The sequence below is a fragment of the Glutamicibacter sp. BW80 genome (assembly GCF_002332385.1).
Taxonomy (GTDB): domain Bacteria; phylum Actinomycetota; class Actinomycetes; order Actinomycetales; family Micrococcaceae; genus Glutamicibacter.
The window spans coordinates 221,776-244,492 of record NZ_NRGV01000031.1 but is presented as its reverse complement, the minus strand read 5'-3'; the positions used below and the strand labels follow the sequence as shown (position 1 = coordinate 244,492).

General features: G+C 64.2%; 19 protein-coding genes and 2 riboswitches. Of the genes, 6 read left to right on the top strand and 13 right to left on the bottom strand.

The genetic code is table 11. The annotated features are described in order from the left end of the window. Window positions 1–279 precede the first annotated feature (279 nt). The 7 genes from CIK76_RS09445 to CIK76_RS09415 form a co-directional block, all read right to left on the bottom strand. Window positions 280–558: an HPr family phosphocarrier protein gene (locus CIK76_RS09445; protein WP_096285728.1), complete on the bottom strand. Its 279-nt coding sequence runs from the start codon at window positions 556–558 to the stop codon at window positions 280–282. A 54-nt stretch (window positions 559–612) separates the two neighbouring features. Continuing rightward, window positions 613–2,322: a phosphoenolpyruvate--protein phosphotransferase gene (gene ptsP, locus CIK76_RS09440; RefSeq protein WP_096285725.1), complete on the bottom strand. Its 1,710-nt coding sequence runs from the start codon at window positions 2,320–2,322 to the stop codon at window positions 613–615. After that, on the bottom strand, window positions 2,319–4,334 hold the full coding sequence (locus CIK76_RS09435; protein WP_096285723.1) for a fructose-specific PTS transporter subunit EIIC: 2,016 nt from the start codon (window positions 4,332–4,334) through the stop codon (window positions 2,319–2,321). Before CIK76_RS09435 ends, ptsP begins: the two co-directional genes overlap by 4 nt. A gap of 2 nt (window positions 4,335–4,336) precedes the next feature. Continuing rightward, window positions 4,337–5,314 carry a 1-phosphofructokinase family hexose kinase gene (locus CIK76_RS09430; RefSeq protein WP_096285721.1) on the bottom strand — a complete coding sequence of 326 codons (978 nt, stop codon included), beginning with the start codon at window positions 5,312–5,314 and terminating at the stop codon, window positions 4,337–4,339. Beyond that, entirely contained in the window at window positions 5,311–6,087 is a 777-nt protein-coding gene (locus CIK76_RS09425) for a DeoR/GlpR family DNA-binding transcription regulator (protein WP_096286019.1), read from the bottom strand. The genes CIK76_RS09430 and CIK76_RS09425 overlap by 4 nt, the downstream gene beginning before the upstream one ends. Before the next feature lie 202 nt (window positions 6,088–6,289). Beyond that, window positions 6,290–6,784, bottom strand: a complete 495-nt coding sequence (locus tag CIK76_RS09420) for a CoA-binding protein (protein ID WP_096285719.1) — start codon at window positions 6,782–6,784, stop codon at window positions 6,290–6,292. Beyond that, on the bottom strand, window positions 6,784–8,151 hold the full coding sequence (locus tag CIK76_RS09415; protein ID WP_096285717.1) for an O-acetylhomoserine aminocarboxypropyltransferase/cysteine synthase family protein: 1,368 nt from the start codon (window positions 8,149–8,151) through the stop codon (window positions 6,784–6,786). The genes CIK76_RS09420 and CIK76_RS09415 overlap by 1 nt, the downstream gene beginning before the upstream one ends. 218 nt (window positions 8,152–8,369) lie before the next feature. Between CIK76_RS09415 and CIK76_RS09410 the strand changes: the two genes are divergently transcribed. From CIK76_RS09410 to glpX, 5 genes are all read left to right on the top strand, one after another. Beyond that, complete coding sequence (locus CIK76_RS09410) at window positions 8,370–9,008, top strand: histidine phosphatase family protein (protein WP_176484154.1); 639 nt, start codon at window positions 8,370–8,372, stop codon at window positions 9,006–9,008. A gap of 159 nt (window positions 9,009–9,167) precedes the next feature. Further along, window positions 9,168–9,668: a sigma-70 family RNA polymerase sigma factor gene (locus CIK76_RS09405; RefSeq protein WP_096285713.1), complete on the top strand. Its 501-nt coding sequence runs from the start codon at window positions 9,168–9,170 to the stop codon at window positions 9,666–9,668. After that, window positions 9,665–10,294, top strand: a complete 630-nt coding sequence (locus CIK76_RS09400) for a methylated-DNA--[protein]-cysteine S-methyltransferase (protein WP_096285711.1) — start codon at window positions 9,665–9,667, stop codon at window positions 10,292–10,294. Before CIK76_RS09405 ends, CIK76_RS09400 begins: the two co-directional genes overlap by 4 nt. Before the next feature lie 460 nt (window positions 10,295–10,754). Further along, on the top strand, window positions 10,755–12,032 hold the full coding sequence (gene nhaA / locus CIK76_RS09395) for a Na+/H+ antiporter NhaA (protein WP_176484153.1): 1,278 nt from the start codon (window positions 10,755–10,757) through the stop codon (window positions 12,030–12,032). An 85-nt stretch (window positions 12,033–12,117) separates the two neighbouring features. Then, window positions 12,118–13,092, top strand: coding sequence for a class II fructose-bisphosphatase (gene glpX / locus CIK76_RS09390; protein WP_096285709.1), 975 nt, complete (start codon window positions 12,118–12,120; stop codon window positions 13,090–13,092). A 155-nt stretch (window positions 13,093–13,247) separates the two neighbouring features. On the opposite strand, the gene katG is transcribed toward glpX, so the two are convergent. The 6 genes from katG to CIK76_RS09360 form a co-directional block, all read right to left on the bottom strand. Beyond that, a complete protein-coding gene (gene katG, locus CIK76_RS09385; RefSeq protein ID WP_096285707.1) occupies window positions 13,248–15,428 on the bottom strand; it encodes a catalase/peroxidase HPI in 2,181 nt (726 codons plus the stop codon). Window positions 15,429–15,523: 95 nt separating this feature from the next. Further along, entirely contained in the window at window positions 15,524–15,976 is a 453-nt protein-coding gene (locus CIK76_RS09380) for a Fur family transcriptional regulator (protein WP_096285705.1), read from the bottom strand. Between the two features lie 147 nt (window positions 15,977–16,123). Beyond that, on the bottom strand, window positions 16,124–18,088 hold the full coding sequence (acs, locus tag CIK76_RS09375) for an acetate--CoA ligase (protein WP_096285703.1): 1,965 nt from the start codon (window positions 18,086–18,088) through the stop codon (window positions 16,124–16,126). 32 nt (window positions 18,089–18,120) lie between these two features. Then, window positions 18,121–18,942, bottom strand: coding sequence for an ABC transporter permease (locus CIK76_RS09370; protein ID WP_096285701.1), 822 nt, complete (start codon window positions 18,940–18,942; stop codon window positions 18,121–18,123). A 5-nt stretch (window positions 18,943–18,947) separates the two neighbouring features. Next, window positions 18,948–19,964 (bottom strand): aliphatic sulfonate ABC transporter substrate-binding protein, encoded by a 1,017-nt coding sequence (locus tag CIK76_RS09365; RefSeq protein WP_096285699.1) that lies wholly within the window; start codon window positions 19,962–19,964, stop codon window positions 18,948–18,950. A gap of 62 nt (window positions 19,965–20,026) precedes the next feature. Further along, complete coding sequence (locus CIK76_RS09360; RefSeq protein ID WP_096286015.1) at window positions 20,027–20,839, bottom strand: ABC transporter ATP-binding protein; 813 nt, start codon at window positions 20,837–20,839, stop codon at window positions 20,027–20,029. Window positions 20,840–20,844: 5 nt separating this feature from the next. Next, window positions 20,845–20,952, bottom strand: a riboswitch (SAM riboswitch). Window positions 20,953–21,217: 265 nt separating this feature from the next. Then, window positions 21,218–21,317, top strand: a riboswitch (SAM riboswitch). Between the two features lie 16 nt (window positions 21,318–21,333). Between CIK76_RS09360 and CIK76_RS09355 the strand changes: the two genes are divergently transcribed. Continuing rightward, complete coding sequence (locus CIK76_RS09355) at window positions 21,334–22,668, top strand: acyl-CoA dehydrogenase (RefSeq protein ID WP_096285697.1); 1,335 nt, start codon at window positions 21,334–21,336, stop codon at window positions 22,666–22,668. Window positions 22,669–22,717 lie beyond the last annotated feature (49 nt).

Here is a 22,717-nt window from a genome sequence, read left to right as displayed (position 1 = left end):
CTGCCACGCCCCACGGCGCGAATTTCACGGCTAACTCTGCGCAGCCGGTTGCGCGGCAGCGCGCATGATGAGCAGCGCATAATCTCGGTGGGTGAATGGTTTAACTAGGTGCCGCACCGAGTCTTGCACGCGGCTCACGGGTGCTCCTGCATAGATGCGTGTAAATCCAATTATCCGGCCACTGATTGAATTTTGTCAATCAGTAAATTCGGGTGCACGCAAAAGCCCCGTGCCGCACCCTTGATGGGTGCGGCACGGGGCTAAGCAGAGAAGCTTTGACTACTCGGAGTCGTGGTCAATTTCCAGGAGCGTGACCAGCTGCTCCAGGGAGGCCTCGGCTCCTTCGCCTTCGGCGCGCAACACTACCTTGGTGCCGTATTCGGCTCCCAGCCCCATCAGCGAGAGGATGCTCGAGGCATCCAGCGCGTCCTCGGCAGGTTCTCCTTCCAGCGCGATGGTGACCTCAACCGGAAGCTCACCGGCGGCTTCGGCGAAGATTGCAGCCGGACGGGCATGCAGGCCAACCCGGCTTCCAATGATTGCTGTACGTTCTGCCATGATGGCTCCTTCTGATCGGTGGTATTCGTAAGCTTAAAGTACTTAGGTCTTCGGTTACAGTCCGAAACGGTCCAGTTCGGGCAGCTGCGCGCGCACCAGAGCGCGAGCCTCATCCGCCGAGGCCGCCTGCAAGGCGAGGCGTGCCAAATCCTGCGCGGCCGCCAGGTCCACGGTGCGCAGCACCGCCGCTACCGGAGCGAGCGCACGCTTATTCATCGACAGCGTGCTGACTCCCAGCCCGACCAGCACCACCGCGAGCGCGGGATCCGCCGCGGCTTCACCGCACACGCCTACCGGTTTGGCCCCGGCGCCTTGCGCCCCGGCGCCTTGCGCCCCGGCGCAGGTGGCCGCGACCATGTGCAGCACCGCAGGCTGCCAGGGGTCGTTGAGTTCCGCCAGCGAACCCAGCTGCCGGTCGGCGGCCATGGTGTACTGCGTCAGGTCGTTGGTTCCGATGGAGACAAAATCGCAGCGTTCCAGGATCCGCTCGGCCAGCAGCGCGGCCGAGGGCACCTCGATCATCACCCCGGCGGTGGGCAGCTTCGCCTCGGCGACCAGCGCCGCGAAATCCTGTGCCTCGGCGGGCGTGGAAATCATCGGGGCCATGGTCCAGACCTCGGCCTGGTGGGCGGCGGCCGCCTCGGAGATCGCGGTGAGCTGGCGGGCCAGCACGCCGGGACTGGTGGTATCGGTGCGGTAGCCGCGCACCCCGAGGGCCGGGTTCGGCTCGCTGGCATCGGTGAGGAATGGCAATGGCTTGTCGGCGCCGGCATCCAGCGTGCGCACCACGACCTTCTGCTGCGCGAACGCCGCGAAGACCGCACCGTAGGCCGCGACCTGCTCCTCGTGGGAAGGTTCCTTTTCGCGTCCCAGGAAGCAGAACTCGGTACGCAGCAGGCCCACGCCTTCGGCTCCGGCCGCGGCGGCCGCCTGCGCGTCCTCGCCGCTTCCGACGTTGGCCAGCAGCGGGACGCGGTGCCCGTCGGCCAGCACGCCGCTGCCGTCGAAGTCCGGCAGCTGCTCGCGGTTGGCGTAGGTGCGCGCGATGGCGACCTCGACCTCGGTGGGGTTGCGCACCACCAGCCCGTCGATGCCGTCCACGTACACCCGGTCCGCATCGCGCAGCGCGGTGGTCTCGCTCGCCGCGACGATGGCAGGCAAGCCCAGGGAGCGGGCGATGATCGCGGTGTGGGACTGCGGGCCGCCGTCGCTGGTGACCAGGGCTAAGACCTTGGCCGGATCCAGGGTGGCGGTATCCGCCGGCGCCAGGTCCACCGCAACGAGCACAAAGGGCTCGTCCGAGTCGGGGATTCCCGGGGCGGGGACCCCGCGCAGCTGGGCCACGATGCGCGCCCGCACATCCAGCACGTCGCCGGCGCGTTCGGCCATGTAGCCGCCGAGCGCCGCAAGCTGGGTGGCCACCGCGTCGGCGGCTTCCCAGAGCGCCGACTCGGCGCAGGTGCCCGAGGCGACAAGCTTCGTCGCGGACTTCAGCAGGCTGCGGTCGCTGGCCATCAGCGCGGTGGCCTTGAGCACCGCTTGAGCGTCTCCGGTGGCATGCGCCGCGCGTTCCTTCAGCTGTGCCGCGACCGTCGCGGTGGCCTCGGCCAGTCGGGCGGTTTCGCTCTCCACGCTGGCCCCCGGGGCGAACGGGGCGCCGTCGGCCGGGGCGCTGATCGGATCGGGCATGCGCCGCACGGTGCCGATGACCCGGCCCGCGCTGACCCCGACGCCGGAGAACTTTTCTACGCTGTGGGTGCTCATGCGCCGACCTTCGCATTCTCTACGCCCGGCGTCGCGGACTTGCGGACGAATTTCTTCAAGATAATCACCAGCGCCGCGGAAACCAGCGTGCCGATGAGCGTTGCCAGCAAGAACATCGGCCAGGTGTTGTTCATCGCGAAGAAGACGAAGGCTCCGCCGTGGGGTGCCTGGCTGACCACATCAAAGGTCATGATCAGCGAACCGGTGACCCCGGCGCCGACCATCGAGGCCGGGATGACGCGCAGCGGATCCGCCGCGGCGAAGGGGATTGCCCCTTCGGAGATGAACGCGGCACCGAGCAGCCAGGCCGCCTTGCCGTTCTCGCGTTCGGCCCCGGTGAAGAGCCTCGGGGAGACCGCGGTGGCCAGCGCCATGGCCAGTGGTGGAACCATGCCCGCGGCCATAACCGCCGCCATGATCATCAGCGGTGCCGGGTTATCGGTAATCGAGCCGGCTCCCAGACCTGCCACGGCGAAGGAGTAAGCGACCTTGTTGACCGGTCCGCCCAGATCCACCGCCATCATCAGGCCGAGAATCAGTCCAAGAATTGCCGCGGCGGTGCCCGACATGCCCGATAGCCATGAGTTCAAGGCTTCGGTGAGTTTTGCGATCGGGCCGCCGAGGAAGAGGATCATCAGCCCCGAGGCGATGATCGAGCCCAGTAGCGGCACGATGACCACCGGCATCAGGCCGCGCAGCCAGCGCGGAACGTTCCACGAGCTGATCCAGCGTGCCGCCAGTCCGGCAATCAGGCCGCCGACGATACCGCCGAGGAAACCGGCTCCCATGAACCCGGCCACCGCACCGGCGGTGAAACCGGGGGCGATGCCCGGACGGTCGGCGTAGGCGTAGGCGATGTAGCCGGCCAGCGCCGGCACCAGGAAGCCCATGGACAACCCGCCGATCTTGAAGGCGACCGCGCCGAGGAAGGCCAGGAGCCCCTCGTCCGGCAGATTGAACAGCGTCGTCTCCGCCAGGTACTGATCGGCCACGTCGGTGATGTCGTAACCGCCGAGCAGGAAGCCCAAGGCGATCAGCAAACCGCCGCCGGCGACAAACGGGATCATGTAGGAGACGCCGGTGAGCAGTGCACGCTTCAGGTCGGCGCCGAAGCCTTGCTTGCCGCCGCCCTGTTCGGATTCCGCGGCGGCCGTGCCGGCGGGAACCTTGCGTGCGTTGGGATCGGTGGCCGCGGCGATGGCATCCTGCAAGAGCTTTTCCGGCTCGTCGATGCCGCGTTTGACGGGAACCTGGATCACCGGTTTGCCGGCGAAACGCGAGCGGTCACGCACATCCACGTCTACCGCGAAGATCACCGCGTCGGCGGCTTCGATAACCGCCGGGTCCAAGGCGGTTGAGCCGGAGGAGCCCTGGGTTTCCACGGCGAAGTCGATGCCGAGCTCCTCGGCGCTTTGCGCCAGCGAGTCGGCCGCCATGTAGGTGTGCGCGATGCCCGTGGGGCAGGCGGTGACCGCAACGATCTTGGAGACCTTCGCGGTAGCAGCCGGCGCTTCGGGCTGCGCGGCAGGTGCGGTGCCCGCCGCGGCAGGCACCGTGGGGCTATCGGAGATCACCGCGGAGACCAGTGCGACGATTTCCTCGTCGCTCTTGGCTTCACGCAGGGCGCCGGTGAAGGTCTTCTTGACCAGTGCGCGGGCCAGCTTGGAGAGCAGCTTCAAATGATCCTTGTCGGCGCCTTCCGGGGCGGCGATGAAGAAGATCAGATCCGCCGGGCCGTCCTTGGCTCCGAAGTCCACCGGGGTGGCCAGGCGCGCCATGGCCAGGGTCGGGATGGTCACGGCCGCCGAACGGCAGTGCGGGATCGCGATGCCCCCGGGGACGCCGGTTGCCGTTTTGGCTTCTCGGGCCAGCGCATGCTCGGCCAAAGCCGAGGCGTCGGTGGCGCGGGAGGCCTGGGCCACCAAATGCGCCAGATGGTTGATGACCTCGGAGGTCGAGGTGCCCAAGTGCGCGTCGAGGGTGACGAGCTGGGTGGTGATCAGGTCGCTCATAGCTATGATCCTTGCCTTGGGGTTAGTGCGAGAACGGTGACGGCGTCCACGGTGAGATCGGATGGTGCGGGAATGGTTGAGCCGGGAAGTGAAGCCGCCGCGGCGCCGTAGGCGATGGCGGAGCCAAGACACTGATCCGGTGCTGCCCCGGAGATGGCCGCTAGCAGGTAGCCTGCCAGCGAAGAGTCTCCGGCGCCCACGGTGCTGCGGGCGGTGATCGGCTGGTGCCAGCCATGCCAGGCGCCCTGGCCCGTTGCCAGCACGGCGCCGTGCGCTCCGAGGGTGGCAAGCACCGCGCCGGCCCCGCGTTCGAGCAGGTCGCGGCAGGTGCTCGCGGTCAGCTCGGCGTCGGCCTCGAGCTGCTCCTCGGTGAGCTGCGAACCGACCAGTTCGGCCAGTTCCTCGGCATTTGGCTTGATCAGATCCGGGACGTGGCTTGGGCCGTGGGCAAAGAGCTGGCGCAGCGGTTCACCGGAGGTGTCCACGGCGATGTGCGGGCAATTCACCCCGAGCGCATCGCGCAGTGCCGCGGTGAGCTGGGCGTAGAAATCTGCGGGTGCTCCCGGTGGCAGCGAGCCGGCCATCACCACCCATTGGGCTGCGCCAGCGGATTCCAGCACCAGCGCGCTCAGTGCGTTCAGCGCCTCGGCCGTGAGCACCGGACCCGATTCGTTGATCTTCGTGGTGGTGCCGTCCGGGTCGGTGATGGCGATGTTGGTGCGCAAGGGCCCATCGATGGGCAGCGCCTTGAACTCAAGCCCGTCGCCGCGCAGCGCCGCGATCAAGGGGTCATTGGCCGCTCCGGGGAGCAATGCCAGGCTCTGGGCACCGGCGATCGAGATCGCCCGGGAAACATTGACTCCCTTGCCGGCGGCTTGGGTGTGGCTTCTGGCCGCGCGCTGGACCGCTCCGTGGGCCAGCGGATCCAGCAGCTCGATGGTCTTGTCCAGGGCCGGGTTGCAGGTCAGGGTGATAATCATGCGACCACTACCTCTACCTCGGCTAGTTCCAGGGCGCGGGACAGCTCGGCTTCCGGGGCGTGATCGGTGACGATCGTGTCCACCTGGTCCAGCCGCGCGAAGCGGACCAGGGTTTCCTGCTCGAATTTCGAGGAATCCACCAGGAGGACCACCCGGCGGGCGCTGGCGACCAGCGCCGTTTTGACGGCGGCTTCCAACGGGTCCGGGGTGCTCAGCCCGAAGCCGGCATGCAGGCCGTTGGTTCCGATAAAAGCAATGTCTGCGCGGTAGTTCGCGTATTCCTGTGCGGTGCGCGCCCCGCTGCTGGCGCCGGTGATTCCGCGAACTCGTCCGCCAATCATTTCCAAGGCAATCTGCGGGCTTTGCATCAGCGCGGTGGCGATCGGCAGCGCGTGGGTGATCACCACGAGCCCCGACCCTGCATTGGTTTTCACCATGCGTTCGGCGAGAATCTCGGTGGTGGTTCCCGCATCGAGAATGACCGAGGCATCGGAGACCGGGAGCAGGCTCAGCGCGCGCTGGGCAATCCGGGCCTTGGCCTCGGCGTGGATGGCAGTGCGGGCTACATAGCTTTCCTCGCGGGTGCTCGCCTCGCTGGCCGCGACCGCACCGCCGTGCACCCGGCGCAAGAGGTTCTCTGATTCCATCTGGGCCAGATCGCGGCGGACCGTTTCGGCGGTGATCTCGAAGCGCTGGGCCAGCTGAGCGACGGTTACTTTCCCGGCATTCGCCAACTGATCAGTGATTAGCCGGTGTCTTTCCTCGGCAAACATCTGCGCCTCCATGAAGTCATGATCTACAACACACGAATCTGTGTTTCCATGACTTTATGCCCGTTTGCGTGGGGTAGTCAAGATGAAATCCAAAAATATTGTGGATTAATCTTTGCTTGCGTGGGGTTATCCGTTCAAAAGACAAAAATCGGTGGGTCCTCTCCGCAGAGGGAACCCACCGATCGAGGTATTGAGCCGAGCGCTACGCCAGGATCTGGCGTTTGGAAGAAATGACTCCGGTGTTGAAGCCGGCCAGGCGCAAGCCGCCGTGGAAGCGTGCGTGCTCAATCTTGACGCAGCGATCCATGACCACGTTCAGGCCCGCCGCCTCGCCGCGTGCGGCGACTTCCTCATGCCAGGATCCAAGCTGCAGCCACAGCGTTTTCGCGCCCACCGCCACGGCCTCATCCAGTACGCCGGGAAGGTCATCGTGCTTTCGGAAGACCTCAACCAGATCCGGGGTCTCCGGCAGATCCGCCAGCGACTTGTAGACCGGCTGGCCCAGAATCTCGTCGAGCACCGGGTTGATGAAGTACACCTTGTACTTCGAGGAGGACAGCAGGTAGGTGGCGACGAAATAGCTCGCACGCGAGGGCTTATTCGAGGCGCCAACAATGGCGATGACCTTTGTATCGCGCAGGATCTGCAGGCGTTCGGCCGCGCCGGGCGCCTGCCAGGTGCGTTCTTCGATGCTCATTAGTTCGCTCCCTTCGAAGCGGCTGGCACGGCGCAGGCGGCGCCGTCATAGGTGGGAGTGTCGAGCTGTTCGTCCGCGGTGGCTGCCTGCGAGGCGCTCAGCGCCTGATCAAGGTCCCAGATGATGTCTTCGACGTCCTCCAGGCCAACCGACAAGCGGATCAGGTCCTCCGGAACGCCGGCGGCAATCATCTGCGCGGCGCTCAGCTGCTGGTGCGTGGTGGAGCCCGGGTGCAGCACCAAGGTGCGCGCATCGCCGATATTCGCCAGGTGGCTGGCCAGCTGCAACGCCTCGATGAACTTGGTGCCGGCCGCACGCCCACCCTTCACGCCGAAGCTGAAGACCGAGCCGACGCCCAGGGGAAGCAATTCGGTGGCCCGCTCATGCTGTGGGTGGGATTCCAGGCCCGCGTAGTTCACATAGCCGACGCGGTCATCGGCTTCGAGCCACGCGGCGATCTGCTTCGCGTTGGCCAAGTGGTTGTCCATGCGCTGCGGCAGCGTCTCCAAACCCTGCAGCAGCTGGAAGGCCGACTGGGCCGGCAGGGAGGGACCGAAGTCGCGCAGCTGCTCGCTGCGCAGCTTGGTCAGGAAGCCGTACTCGCCGAAGTTATCCCACCAGGACACGTTGCCGTAGCTCGGCACCGGTTCGGTCATAGTGGGGAACTTGCCGTTGCCCCAGTTGAAGGTGCCGGCCTCGATGACCACACCACCCAAGGTGGTGCCGTGGCCGCCGATGAACTTGGTCGCCGAGTGGATCACGATGTCCGCACCGTGCTCGATAGGGCGCAGCAGGTACGGCGGGGTCAGCGTGGAGTCGACCACCAGCGGCAGGTTGTGCCGGTGCGCCACCTCGGCCAGGCCCTTCAGGTCTGCAATGTCGCCGGAGGGGTTCGCCACGATCTCGGTGTAGACGGCCTTGGTGTTTTCCTGGATGGCAGCCTCAAAGTCGGCCGCCTCGTTGGAATCGACGAAGGTGGTGTTGATGCCGAAGCGGCGCAGGGAGACGTCCAGCTGGGTGATGGTGCCGCCGTAGAGCTTGGAAGAGGCCACGATGTGGTCTCCGGCCTGTGCCAGCGCCGCGAAGGTGACGAACTCGGCTGCCATGCCGGAGCCGGTGGCTACCGCGCCGATGCCCCCTTCGAGGGAGGCCATGCGCTCCTCGAAAGCCGCCACGGTCGGATTGCCGATGCGCGAATAGATGTTGCCGTATTTCTGCAGGGCGAACAGGTTCGCCGCATCATCGGTGTCTTTGAAGACGAATGAGGTGCTCTGGTAGATCGGCACGGCGCGTGCGCCATGCTCGGCATCGGGGGTGCCGCCTGCGTGTAGCGCGCGGGTGCGGAATCCAAACTTGTGGTCGGCCATGGTGGCTTACGACTCCTTGTCGACTGGGTCTTCGGCAGGAATCCCGGGTCAATGTCGCATAACCCCTGGAGTCCAGTGGAAAGCAGCTCCATCGGTTCTGGCGGTAGCACCTGATCCACCGGCTGTGGCAGGTTGCTGCGGCGTCATCAAACCAGATCTCTCGGCCGCTCGGGATGGTTAAGTAATAGTCTGTCAATATGTCCTGGGATGACCCAACAATGAGTCCTAAGGTTGCGAAGGTTGAAGCGCAGACTGATTCGGGTGCGGCGCCGCGGTTACCCTATGCTCGAATTATGGACACCGCGCTAGCACTGGTACGACACGGGCAGACCGACTGGAATCTTGCGGGTCGGCTCCAGGGCCGCACGGACATCGAGCTGAACGAGACCGGCCGCGAACAGGCGCGCGCGGCCGGGCGAGCGCTCATGGGGGAGGGGTGGGATCTGGTGCTCGCCTCCCCGCTGTCCCGCGCCCAGGAGACCGCCGCGCTCATCGCCGCGGAACTCGGCGTCGACACCGGTGCCCCGGTTGCTCACGCGGTTGAACGCGGCTTCGGTCCGCTCGAAGGGCGGGTCATGATCGAAGTGACCGAGCGGGAAGCGGCTGCGCTGGCGGGGCAAGCCGAGAGCCGTGAACTGGTGCTGCAGCGGATGCTGCTCGCCTTGACCGAACTGATTCAGGCAAACCCCGGCCGCCGCATGCTGGTGGTCAGCCATGGGGCCGCCATGCGCATCACCCGCGACGCGCTCGCCGGGACCCGCGCCGAGCGGGGAGTGGAAAATGGAGAAGTCATTCCGGTCAGCCTTGCCCGGCTCGCCGAACTCGTTCAGGATCACGATCTTGCGGACGCCCGCTAGGCTCGTTTGCCACCCAGTGATTATCCGGCACCGGGCCGGTACTGCTTAAGCACCGCTAGGCAGCCGCGGAGAATCTTTCTCGAAGAAAAATCCCCACGAAACCTCACAAAACATCGCGGCGGTACGTTTACATGGTGAAAGCACCGAACCAGGAGCAGCATGAAACAGCCATTCGAACGCATCGTCCAGGCCCACGGGCTGAGCGTCCTTCGGGTTTGCCGCGCCCTGCTCGATGAGCACCGCGCGCAGGATGCCTGGTCCGAAACGTTTCTCTCCGCGCTGAAGGCGTACCCGGAGCTGGATGAGGAGGCGAATGTCCAGGCGTGGCTGGTGCGCATCGCCCATCGCAAGGCCATCGATGAGCTCCGCCGGCACAAACCAGAACTCAGCCAAGCAGAGGTCCAGCCAGCCACTCGGGCATCGTCCGAGACCAGCGCGGAGGACCACGTGGCAAACATGGAGCTGTGGCAGGCAGTGAAGCTGCTGCCACAAAAGCAGCGGCTGGTCGTGGCCTACCGTTATCTGGGTGGGCTCGGCTATGCCCAAATCGCCGAGATTCTCTCCGGCAGCGCGGATGCTGCCCGGCGTGCTTCAGCCGACGGAATCAAGAACCTGCGAACCCACCTGTCGCAGGATCAACTACCAGGAGGCGACCGATGAACACGCAAACTCCAGACTCCAACCCGACCTCATCCGAGGCGCAGCTGCTGCGCGAGCTCCATACGCGCCTGGAGCGTAGCGCGGGGGAGCAGCAGTTGATCGATATCGCCTATCGGGTAGTGGATTCGCCCATCGGGCGGCTGCTTATGGCCTGCACGGAGGTGGGGCTGGTTCGGGTCGCCTTCGAAAGCGAGGGGCATGAATCGATCCTCGATATCCTGTCCGGCAAAGTGGGTGCGCGGATCTTGCGCGCGCCAGCAAAACTGGACAATGTCGCCTGGCAGCTCGAAGAGTACTTTGCCGGGGACCGGCAGGAATTCGAAGTGCCCTTGGACCTGCGCCTCTCGACCGAATTCCGCAGGCAAGTCCAGCTGGAACTGAGCCAGATAGGCTACGGCGAAACCTGGAGCTATGCCCGGATGGCCGAAAGGCTCGGCAAGCCCAAGGCGGTGCGCGCGGTTGGATCGGCCTGCGCCACCAATCCGCTGCCTATCGTCCTGCCCTGCCACCGGGTCCTGCGCACCGATGGTTCGCTCGGCGGCTATCTGGGTGGGCTGGAGACCAAGACCTACCTGCTCCGGATGGAAAATCCGGATCGTTCAGAACAAGCCCCGGTCCTTTTCTAGCCCGAGCCACGGAGCTAAGCCGCACAGACCTGGGGATGGTGCTCGGGGAGCGCTTGATAGCTCGGTAACGCAATGAACTATTCATCCGCGAACTCCGCGGCAAAGTGCCTCCACCTCGGGGCCCGCCCCACATGTTTTCTACCGCCGTTCTGCCCGCGTACTGGTGGCGTATTCCAATCGCTGCCTGCCCGGTTCATGTTAGTGTTGAAGCATGCCCTTTTTGGTTTCGTCCCACGTGCAGCGGTTGATCGCTGCGGTGTTCCCGAACTCAAAATTACTGACGAAACGGGCTAGCGGCACTAACGGGTGGATGAGTTCCTGGGGAACCAATGCCCATGGCGAGATCGCCGGCTGTCCACCACCGCGCTCCTGATCTGCGCGGCTCTCTGCTCTCTTTCTTGATCGGTGGATTCCGCGCGCCATCGCGCCCGCATACCTCTTCTGAGAAAGACACCTTACTTTGTCGCACCATTCTTCCGACGTAATTCGTCAAGCACCCCATTCCATCTGGCGTGGAATCCACCAGACATTAAAGCAGGACTCGGTCGGCGGCTTGTTGCTGCTGTGCGCAACGGTCGCTGCGCTGATCCTCGCCAATTCCCCCGCCGCGTCCTGGTATGAGGATCTACGGAACTTCACTTTCGGCCCCGAAGCGCTGCACCTGAATCTTTCGGTAGGCACGTGGGCAGCCGACGGGCTGCTGGCAATCTTCTTCTTCGTGGTCGGCCTGGAATTGAAGGAAGAGTTCGTTGTCGGCAAGCTTCGCAACCCACGCACCGCGTTGGTCCCCATCGCTGCCGCAATCGGCGGCGTAGCCCTGCCTGCGCTGTTCTACGCGTGGGTGATCACCAGCGCCGGGAGCGACGCGATCAACGGCTGGGCGATTCCTGCTGCCACCGATATCGCCTTCGCGATCGCGGTCATCGCAGTCGTCGGAAAGTTCCTCCCGCCGGCGCTGCGCACGTTCTTGCTGACCCTTGCGGTGGTTGACGACCTCTTGGCGATTTCGATCATCGCGATCTTCTACACCGATGATCTAGCGTGGCTGCCGCTGGCTCTGGCCCTGATTCCACTGTTGGTGTTTGCGTTCGCCGTGCAGCGCGGCGTGCGTGCGTGGTGGATCCTGATGCCACTAGGCATTGCGGTGTGGGCGCTAGTGCATGCCTCGGGTATCCACGCGACCGTGGCCGGGGTGCTGCTAGGTTTCATGGTTCCGGTGGTCGCAACCTCGCGGGCGCGGGTGAAGATCGGCACGACCAATGACGGCCAACCGGTATATGACGGGCTAGCGGCGCATTTTGCGGACCGCTGGAGCGTGCCCTCATCGGTAGTCGCCATCCCCGTGTTCGCCTTCTTCGCCGCGGGCGTGGCCGTGGGCGGGCTTTCGGGGCTGGCCGAGTCACTGCTCAGCCCGGTGGCCGTAGGCATCATTGCCGGCCTGGTGCTGGGTAAATCCATTGGCATCACCGCCTCCACCTTCCTGGTCACGAGGATTCCGGGGATCACGCTGGACCGGTCGATCAAGTGGGTGGATGTACTCGGGATGGCCTTCGTCGCCGGAATCGGCTTCACGGTCTCGCTGCTGGTTGGTGAACTCGCCTTTGGCGCAGATGGTGCCGAGGCACAGTATGTCAAGATCGGGGTGCTGTGCGGCTCGCTGCTTGCCGCCGTGATCGGCGCCTTGATCCTCGCAGTGCGTAACCGGAAGTACCGCGCAGACTCATCTTCTTCGGCATAGCTTCGAAAGCTATTGCCCGGGAGCCTGCCTGTGGTTCAAAAATTAGGTCCTGCAAGGGCCAGCGTAGTAGAAAGCAGTTGACCTGATGCCTGATATTTCTTCTCTGCATGCCGACCGAAACCTGGCCTTGGAGCTGGTGCGGGCCACCGAAGCGGCGGCTATCGCCTCTGGCCCGTGGGTGGGTGCGGGGGATAAGCTGCGCGCAGATGGGGCGGCCGTGGACGCGATGCGTTCGCTGCTTGCCTCGGTGCGATTCGACGGGACCGTGGTGATCGGCGAGGGTGAAAAAGATCAGGCACCTATGCTGTTCAACGGTGAACGCGTGGGCACCGGCGAGGGGGCGAAATGCGATGTGGCAGTCGACCCGATCGATGGCACCCGGCTGACCGCCATGGGCCTTGAAAATGCGCTGTCCGTGCTGGCCGTCGCCGAGGCCGGGTCAATGCTCGATGCCTCTTCGGTGTTCTATATGGAGAAATTAGTGACCGGCCCCGAAGCCGCGGAATACGTGGATTTGCGGTTGCCGGTGAAGGAAAACCTGCGGTTGATCGCGAAGGCAAAGTCGGTCGATATTCGCCAGTTGACGGTGAGCGTACTCGATCGTGAACGGCACCAGAATCTGGTTCAGGAAATTCACGCGGCCGGCGCTCGGACCAAGGCACTGGTCGACGGTGATGTGGCGGCGGCGATCGCGGCGGTACGTGAAGGAACCGGCATCGACGCGTTGATGGGCGTTGGCGGCTCCCCGGAAGGCGTGATCACCGCGTGCGCCGTCAAGGCCCTCGGCGGAGTGATCCAGGGGCGGATGCATCCAACCAGCGGCGAAGAGCGCGAACGCGGTCTGGCTGCGGGCCTGGATATGGACAAGGTGTATTCCACCGGTGACTTGGTCCGCAGCGACAACTGCTATTTCGCGGCCACAGGCATCACCGACGGTGACTTGCTGCAGGGCCTGCGGACCGGGCCGCGGACCATCCGCACGCAATCGATCGTGATGCGCTCGAAATCCCGAACGGTCCGCGTGATCGATGCGGAGCATTCAACCAGCAAATGGGCGTAGCGGCTAAACCCCGATAGCGAGGGCGGCCCGGCCATGCGCAATGGCGTGGCTGCGGCGCAGCAAACCAACGAATTGGATGCGTACCCTCGTGGCTCATTTAAGAACAATGGCCGCCACCCCGCAAGGGGTGGCGGCCATCGTCATGAGGCTAGAAACTACTTATTGCGCAGTTCGAAGCGGTCGGCATCCATGAGCTTGGCCCATGCTGCGGCGAAGTCCTTGGCGAACTTCTCCTTGGCATCGTCCGCGGCGTAGACCTCGGCCAGTGCACGCAGCTCGGAGTTCGAACCGAAGACCAGATCAACGCGGCTGCCAACCCAGCGGCCGTCGGTGGTCGAGTAGGTCTTCTCCTCGGCGTCCGGGGTCCACTCGAGGCCCAGCTCCAACAAGTTCGCGAAGAAATCGTTGGTCAGCGCGCCCGGGGTTTCGGTGAAGACGCCGGTGTTCGAGCCGTCCCAGTTGTTGCCCAGTACGCGCAGGCCGCCGAGGAGCACGGTCGCCTCCGGGGCGGTCAAGCCCAGCAGGTTGGCGCGGTCCAGCAGCAGGTATTCAGAAGGCAGCTGCAGGAAGCCCGAATCGTAGTTGCGGAAGCCGTCGGCTACCGGCTCCAGCCAGGCGAACTGCTCCACGTCGGTCTGCTCCTGGGTTGCGTCAACGCGCCCCGGAGTGAACGGAACGTTTAGCTGCTGGCCGGCGGCCAGCGCTGCCTGCTCGACACCCACGTTGCCGGCCAGAACCACAACGTCGGCGAAGGAAGCCTTCACGGCCGAGGTCGCGTTGAATTCGGCAACGATGCTTTCCAGCGCCGCGATGACCGGCTTGAGCTGCTCAGGCTGGTTCACCGTCCAGGAAACCTGTGGTTCCAGGCGGATGCGGCCGCCGTTGGCGCCGCCACGCTTGTCCGAGGAGCGGAAGCTTGCTGCGGCCTTCCACGCGGTGGAAACCAGCTGCTGAACCGACAGCCCGGATTCGGCGATCAGGGACTTCAATGCGGCGATCTCGGTGTCACCCAGGGTGACCTCCGGAGCTGCCGGCAATGGATCCTGCCAGGTGAGGTCCTCAGCCGGAACTTCTGGGCCGAAGTAGCGGGACTTCGGGCCCATGTCGCGGTGGGTCAGCTTGAACCAGGCACGGCCGAAGGCATCGGCGAACTTCTCCTGGTTGTTCTTGAAGTCCTCCGAGATTGGACCGTAGATCGGGTCGAAGCGCAGCGCCAGGTCACTGGTCAGCATGCGTGGTTCGCGGCGTGCGGCTGCGTTGTGGGCCATTGGCACCATGTCGTCGCCTGCCCCGTCCTTCGGGCGCCACTGCTGCGCGCCGGCCTCGGAGTAGAACAGCTCCCACTCGTAGGCGAAGAGGATGTGGAAGAACTCGTTGTCCCAGCGGGTTGGGTGGTAGGTCCAAGTGACTTCCAAGCCCGAGCCGATGGTGTCATCGCCGTGCCCGGTGCCGAAGTCCGACTTCCAGCCCAGTCCCTGCATTTCCAGCGGAGCCGATTCCGGATCGCCGCCCTTGTGGGATTCGGCGCTGGCGCCGTGGGTCTTGCCGAAGGTGTGGCCGCCGGCGATCAACGCGACGGTTTCCTCGTCGTCCATGCCCATGCGGCGGAAGGTTTCGCGGATATCGATGGCCGAAGCCAATGGATCTGCCACGCCATCCGGACCCTCTGGGTTCACGTAGATCAGGCCCATCTGGACTGCTGCCAGTGGCGCCTCCAGATTGCGTGCGCCGGTGTAGCGTTCGCTCTCCAGCCAGACCTTCTCCGGACCCCAGTAAATGTCGTCGTCGGCTTCCCAAACGTCCTTGCGGCCGCCGGCGAAACCGAAGGTTTCGAAGCCCATGTCTTCAAGGGCCACATTGCCGGTCAGCACGATCAGGTCGGCCCAGGACAGCGACTGGCCATACTTCTTCTTGACCGGCCATAGCAGGCGACGTGCCTTGTCCAGGTTCACGTTATCCGGCCAGGAGTTCAATGGTGCGAAACGCTGCTGGCCGGCGCCTGCGCCACCGCGGCCGTCATGCGAGCGGTAGGTGCCCGCCGCGTGCCACGCCATGCGGATGAAGAACGGACCGTAGTGGCCGAAGTCAGCTGGCCACCAGTCGTAGGACTTGGTCATCAGTTCGGCAATATCGGCCTTGACGGCAGCAAGATCCAGCGCCTCGAAGGCCGCGATGTAGTCGAAGTCGGGATCCAGCGGGTTGGTGGCTTCCTGGTTCTTCGAAAGAATCTTCAGGTTGAGCTTATTTGGCCACCATTCGGTATTCGCATGACCCTGGGTAGGGTGAACGCGTCCGGCTCCTACTACTGGGCACTGACCTGCAGTCGTTTCTGACATGTAGTCTTCCTTCCGATAAGGGATTGGTTTGGTACTCCGTCTCCGTGCGCCGTTGGCCCGCGGAGACGAAAATTAGTTCCTTGCGGTACTTCTTTTCAGACAGTTCCCGTAGCCGGCTGCGCTGTCTTGGCTTGTTGGCAGTCCGGGCAGAGCCCCCAGTAGATGACCTCTGCCTCGTCGATGCTGAAACCGTGGTGATCCGAGGCATGCAAGCACGGTGCGGCTCCGACGGCGCAGTCCACGTCCGCCAGCGTTCCGCAATTGCGGCACACCACATGATGGTGGTTGTCGCCTACGCGGGTTTCGTACCGGGCGATATGACCGTGGGGCTGGATTTGGCGGAGCAGTCCAAGGCTGGTGAGAAGCTTCAGCGAATCGTAGACCGCCTGGTGGGATACCAGCGGGTGCTCTTGGCGCACTGCCTCGATAATGGTTTCGGTATCCGCATGGGGATGAGCTGTCACCGCGGCGAGCACCGCGACGCGCGGGCGGGTGACCCGCATCGATGCTTCGCGCAGCACCTTCTCGATTCCCTCGGATGTTGTCATGGTACTAGCTTGCCCTATTTATTTTGAATGAGTCAAGATAATTACTCGTATCTTTTCGCTCCGCTGAAAATTCGTGGTCAGAATCGGTTAAATGAATCTGGCCGACCTTCGCAAGAGCGGATGAAGGTCGGCCAGATCCAGTGGCGGCTAGGGACGAGCGCGGCAGATCTCGTTGAGCCGGGCAATGCATGGTTCATTTTGCAAGCTGGTGGTGTCCCCTAGTCTGGTGCCTTCGAAAAGCTGGGTCAGCAGGCGGCGCATGATTTTGCCCGAGCGGGTCTTGGGCACATCGGGGACCAGGACAATATCGCGTGGTTTGGCGATCGGTCCGATCTGCGTGGTGACGGTTGCGCGCAGCTCGGCGATGAACTGCTGCTGGCGGACGAGCGTCTGCGCATCGGGTTGCGCCGCGACCAGCGAGGCATCCAGCGGCACCACGAACGCGGTGGCCGCGTGCCCGGTTTTCTGATCGGGGGTCGGGCAGACTCCCGCCTCGACCACACCTGGGTGGGTGACCAGTGCGGATTCGATCTCGATGGTGGACAGCCGGTGTCCGGAAATGTTGATCACGTCATCGGTGCGTCCCAGAATGTAGATGTCCCCATCCTCATCGAAGCGCGCGCCATCCCCGGCCAGGAACCAGCCCTGCGCGGCGTACTGCTCCCAGTAGCTGGTGTAGTAGCGTTCCGGGTTTCCCCAGACCGTGCGGGCCATGGACGGGCCGGTCTGGGTGATCACGATATTTCCCTGCTCGTTGGGCCCCACGCGGCCGCCGGAGGCGTCCACGATGTCCACCGAAACGCCGGGCAGCGCCCGCGAAGCGCAGCCGGGCTTGAAATGCTCGTCGGTAGGCAGCGGGGAGAGGACGGTTGCGCCGGACTCGGACTGCCACCAGGTATCGACCATCGGGATGCCGCCGGGGGTGTCGCGCCCCAGCTGAGCGCGCAGCCAGCGCCACGCCTCGGGGTTGACCGACTCGCCCACGGTGCCGCCCACCCGAACCGAGGACAGGTCATAGCCGGCCGGAACCCCCTCGGGGAACCAGCCCATCAGCGAACGGACCAGGGTCGGCGCGGTGTAGTAGCTGGTGACCTTGTAGCGTTCGATGATTTCGAAGTGGCGGCCCGGGTGCGGTGCGTTGGGCACGCCCTCGTAGATCACCTGGGTGACGCCGTTGGCCAGCGGGCCGTAGATCTCGTAGGTGTGCGCGGTGACCCAAGCCAGGTCCGCGGTGCACCAGTGCACGTCGCTCGCGCGTTGGGATTCGTCGGGGTTGCCGAACAGGAGATTGTGGCTGTACGCGGCCTGGGTCAGGTACCCGCCGGTGGTGTGCACCAGCCCCTTGGGCTGCCCGGTGGTTCCGGAGGTGTACATGATGAACAGCGGGGTCTCTGAATCGAAAGCCTGCGCTGCGTGCTCGGTGGACTGAGTTTCCACCGCCTCGTGCCACCACACATCGCGTCCGGCGGTCCACGGGATCTCATCCCCGGTCCGGCGGATCACCAGAACCTTTTCGATGCTGTTTTCCCCGGATACCGCAAGATCTGCGTTGGCCTTGACCGGAACCGAGGTGCCGCGGCGGAACTGGCCGTCGGTGGTGACCAGCAGCTTGGCCTTGGTGTCCTCCACCCGGAACTTCAACGCCTCCGCGGAAAAGCCGCCGAAGACCAGCGAATGGATCGCCCCGATGCGTGCGCAGGCCAGGGTGATGACGATGGTTTCGACAAGCACCGGCAGATAGATGACCACGCGGTCCCCCTTGGCCACGCCGAGCTCCTGCAGGGCGTTCGCCGCCTGGCTGACGCGCTCCTGGAGGTTCCGGTAGGTCACCGCGATGCGGTCACCGGGCTCGCCCTCGAAGTAGAGGGCGACCTTCTCGCCGTTGCCGGCGGCCACATGGCGGTCGGCGCAGTTCACCGCGGCGTTGAGCTTGCCCCCGAGGTACCAGGAGATCTGCGGGCCGCGCTTGGCTTGTGCGTCTGCCGGGATGATCTGGCTGGTGGTGTGCCATGGGGTGTCCCAGTCAAGCAGGTTCGCCGCCTCGTCCCAGAACTCCTGGCGTGCCTCGGCGTTGGAGGGCTGATTTGTACTGGCCAATTCGATGGTGGTCATTGCGGTCCTTGAACGTGATTCGAGTTGTTGGCTTAGGTCCAGCGGTTGATCGCCCAGCGTTCTGCTACCGAGAGCAGGGCATCGGTGATCTTTCCGAAGACGGCGAGCAGGATAATTGTCAGGATCAACCGGTCGATGCGACCGTTGTTCTGCGAGTCGGTGAGCAGATAGCCCAGCCCCATGGAGGCGCCGAGCAGTTCGGCGGCGACCAGGAACAGCCAGGCCTGGGCCAAGGCGAGGCGAAGCCCGGAGAAGACCGAGGGAACCACCGCGGGAAGCTGCACGGTGCGCAGCAGCTTCAGGCCGTTCAGTCCGAACGCGCGCGCGGCTTCGATGAGCTGGCGGTCCACGTGGCGCAGGGCCAAGGCAACGGTGGTGAACACCGGGAAGAATGCGCCGATGATGACCAGCGTGACCTTGGAGTCCTCGCCCATCTTCATCCACAGGATGAGCAGCGGAACCCAGGCCAGCGAAGGCACGGCGCGCAGCGCCCCGATGCTCAGGCCGAGCAGTGCGTCGGCGAGCCGGGACAGTCCGACCAGCGCGCCGAACAGCAGGCCGAGCAGCGAGCCGAAGAAGAATCCGAGCAGTACACGCTGGGTCGAAATGCCCACATGTTTGCCCAGCTCGCCGCCTTCGAGCAGTTCGCCGGCCGCGGCCACCACGGCCGCCGGAGTCGGCAAGGACCACGGCGCGACGATGCCGGTGGTCGTCACCACCTGCCAGGTGAGCAAGACGATGAGCGGCAGGATCAGCGCGAGCAGCCAGTGCGGTAGCTTCAGAAGCCTGGCGCCAAGGCTTTCGCGTGCCTGCACCGGCGTGCTGGCTTGCTGGGTTTGGTTCGCTGAAGACATGTTGCTTATTCCCCGGCGATCTTCGTCGCGTCGGCCTGGGCAGCGAACTGCTCATCCACCAGGGATTCCAGCGCTTGATCGACTGCGTCCTGGGTGGAGACGTCCTTGTTGGCCACGAAGGTAGGTCCGATATTGCGCAGCACCGAAATGAAATCCTCACCCGGCACGGTGTCCACGTCGAGGTTCGAGCGTTCCTCGATCACCTGGGTGGCGACCGGGGCCTCCAGACCTGCAACCTCGGCCAGAATGCTCGCCGTTTCACCAGGATTGGCGGCGGCCCATCCGCGAGCCTTCTCGTAGGAGTCCACCACCAGCTGGGCGAGTTCGGGGCTTTCCTCGATGAAATCTTCGCGGGCATTCAACGCGCCATAGGTGTTGAAGTCCAAGTTACGGTAGAGCAGCTTCGCGCCGTCCTGTTCGGCATCGGCCATGATCGGATCCAGGCCGCTCCAGGCATCGACCGAACCGTTGACCAGCGCGGTGCGCCCATCGGCGTGCTGCACGTTCTGCAAGGTGATGTCCGAATCGCTCAGACCGGCTTCGGCCAAGGATTGCAGCAAGAAGAAGTAGGGGTCGGTGCCCTTGGTGGCCGCGACCTGTTTGCCCTCAAGGTCCTTGACCGACTTGATATCCGAGTCCTCGTTCACCACTAGGGCGGACCATTCGGGCTGCGAATACAGCGAGATGGTCTTGATAGGTGAGCCGTTGGAGCGGGCCAGCAGTGCTGCCGAACCGGCGGTGGATCCCACATCCACGGCATCGGCGCGCAGCGCCTCGTTGGCCTTGTTCGAGCCGGCCGACTGGATCCATTCGACGCTGACCCCTTGTTCCTTAGCGGCGGCGTCCAGCCACCCCTTTTCTTTCAGGACCAGGCTCAGCGGATTGTAGGTGGCGAAGTCGATGGACAGCGTCTGGCCGTCGGCTGCGGCGTTCTCGCCCGCGCATCCGGTCAGCACCAGGGCCGAAATGCCAAGCGTTGCTACGGATAGTGCGGCGCGACGGGAAAAACGATTCGAGAGCATGGAAAATCCTTGATTTGTGCGAAGGGAAGGCCCGCGGGACCAAATGAGTGCGGTAGAAAGTGCTAGTGGTTCGTCGGATCAACGCCGAGCAGGCTCAGCAGCGCTGTGCGGTGGGCGACGAATTCGCTGCTCGTATGGCTGCGCGGGTGCGCCGCGGACAGGACTCGATCCTCGATCACAGTCGCCGAGGCCTGGCCCTCGGGTCGGCCCAGCACGACGATGCGGTCGGCGAGAGTCAGCGCCTCATCGACGTCGTGGGTCACCAGCAGCACGGTAGTCGGGAAAGACTTATGGATGGCCAGCAGCAGATCCTGCATTTTCATTCGGGTCAGCGCATCGAGCGCACCAAAGGGTTCGTCGAGAAGCAGGACGCCCGGGCGCCGGGCCAACGCGCGAGCAAGCGAAACCCGCTGAGCCATGCCCCCGGAAATTTCACGTGGGCGCAGATCTGCTGCGTGGCTCAAGCCGGTCAGCTCCAGCAGCTCGGCGATCAGCTGGCGCCCGGATTGCTTGTCGGTTCCCGGCGCAAGGCCGATGGACACGTTGTCTCGGACCGAGCGCCAAGGCAATAGCCGTGGTTCCTGGAATGCAACGGCGCACCGCTCATCTATCCCCGTCACGGCGCGGCTTCCGATGACCACCGACCCGGTGGAGGGGCGGTCCAGGCCGGAGGCCGCCCGCAAGAGAGTGGATTTGCCGCAACCGCTTGCGCCGAGAATTGCAACAATCTGGCCCGCTTCGAGGCGCAGATTCACGTCGCGAAGCACCGTGTTGCTTTCCTTCTTGGCGGTGAAAGTACGCGATAGCTCGAGGAACTCCACGTCGAGCGCCGTTGCGCTTTGGACGGTCTCGGGCAAGGCAAAGGCTGTAGTCATTTTCATCTCCATCGTTCCTGGCGGTAGCACCGGACACCGTTTGGTTTATTAACCGTGTGTGGTGGTTGCTGCGGCGTCACAGAGCCAGATCTCTTAGCCGCTCGGGATGGTTACACGACTATTACAGGCCTTCGAACGATTTCAATGCAAATCTTTCGTAACATGAAAAATATTCGATAGATGCGTCACATCATCGTGATGTTTCGATTTTTATTTCATCAATCGCGTATTTGGCCGAAAAATCGCTAAACGCTAGGTATTGCGTTCGACCTCGCTAGGCAAGTGCTGTCCTTGATGCATTTCAATCTCCATCCGCACACGACGAAATGTGACTAACCGGGTTGATGGCGATGTAAACCTCAGGCTACAAATGATTACGAACCATCCAGAGCGACCGAGAGATCTGGCTCGTCGACGTCGCAGCAACCACCCACCAAATATTGGCGCGGGACGGTGCTACAGCCAGGACCGATGGAAAGAATTGAGGACTTCCGATGTCATTTGGCGATCCCGCTGGCGACTTTAATGCGCTCAGCGACCCGTCTATTGCGGGTAGCGCGGTGGGGCTTGACGACCTTCCACAAGAACTTCCTACCCGGCAGCTGCTGAAGATCACCCCGGGCCCCGGCGCTGACGAGCAGTATGAACGGCTTGCCGGCATTTTCCGTCCGGTATTCGCGCAGATCGCCTCGGGTGCAAGAGAACGCGACCGGCAGCGGATCCTGCCATTTGAACAGGTTGGCTTGCTGAACCGCGAGCGCTTCGGTGCGCTGCGCCTGCCGGTCGCCGACGGCGGCCACGGGGCACGCTTGAGCGATGTCTTCCGGCTGCTCATCGAATTAGCCGAGGCGGACTCGCATGTGGCCCAGCTATGGCGCGCGCATATTGCCTTCGTGGAAAACGCGGTGCGCCTGGAAGATGCGCAGCTCCGCAGCAAATGGGTTGCCCGGATCAGCTCCGGGCAGATCGTGGGCAACGCCTACACCGAGGAAGGCGGCAACGCCCTCGGGTTGCTCAACACCAAGGTCACCGAGGAGGGGTCGCGCTGGCTGGTCAACGGGCGGAAGTTCTATTGCACCGGCACCATCTTCGCCGACTGGACCACCGTAGCGGTGGCGCACCCGCAACTCCCAGGGCGCCAGATCGCGGTAGTTTCCACCCAGCACAGCGGCGTGAAAATCCTCGATGACTGGGACGGTTTCGGCCAACAGCTCACCGGTACCGGCAGCACCGAATTCCACGAAGTTCCGGTGGACACCTTCATGCCGGAGGACCCCACGGATCCGGAAGCCGCGATCTTCCAACTCGTGCTCATGGCGGTACAGGCCGGAATCGGACGCGCGGCACTGAACGACCTGCGCTCCTCGGTGCAGGCGCGTACCCGCAGTTTCAGCACCGGCACCGGAGTTCCGGTGCACCGCGAACCGCAGGTATTGCAGCTCGTCGGCGAGGTCTCCGCCGAAATCTTCGCCGCGGAGTCCGTGGTCATGGGCGCGGTGCTGGAGGTCGAATCAGCCATGGCAGATGCGAACCTGAATGCCGAGGAGCGCTTTGCCGTGTGCGAACTGGCGGCCAACCGCGCCCAGACGATCGTGCAGCCGCTGGTCATCGGTGCGACCAGCAAGCTCTTCGACGCGCTGGGTGCATCCTCCACCCGCAATAGCTGCAATATGGACCGCCACTGGCGCAACGCCCGCACCATCGCGACGCACAATCCGGCGATCTACAAGGCGCGCATCGTGGGGGACTACGAGATCAACGGCGTGCAGCCCCAACGGCTGTCCGTCACCGGCACGGTAACCGGAGCAAACCGGTTCTCCGGCAGCTAGGCAACACTCTTCGAACACTGATTTTTAGACTTACCAGATTTCTTCTATG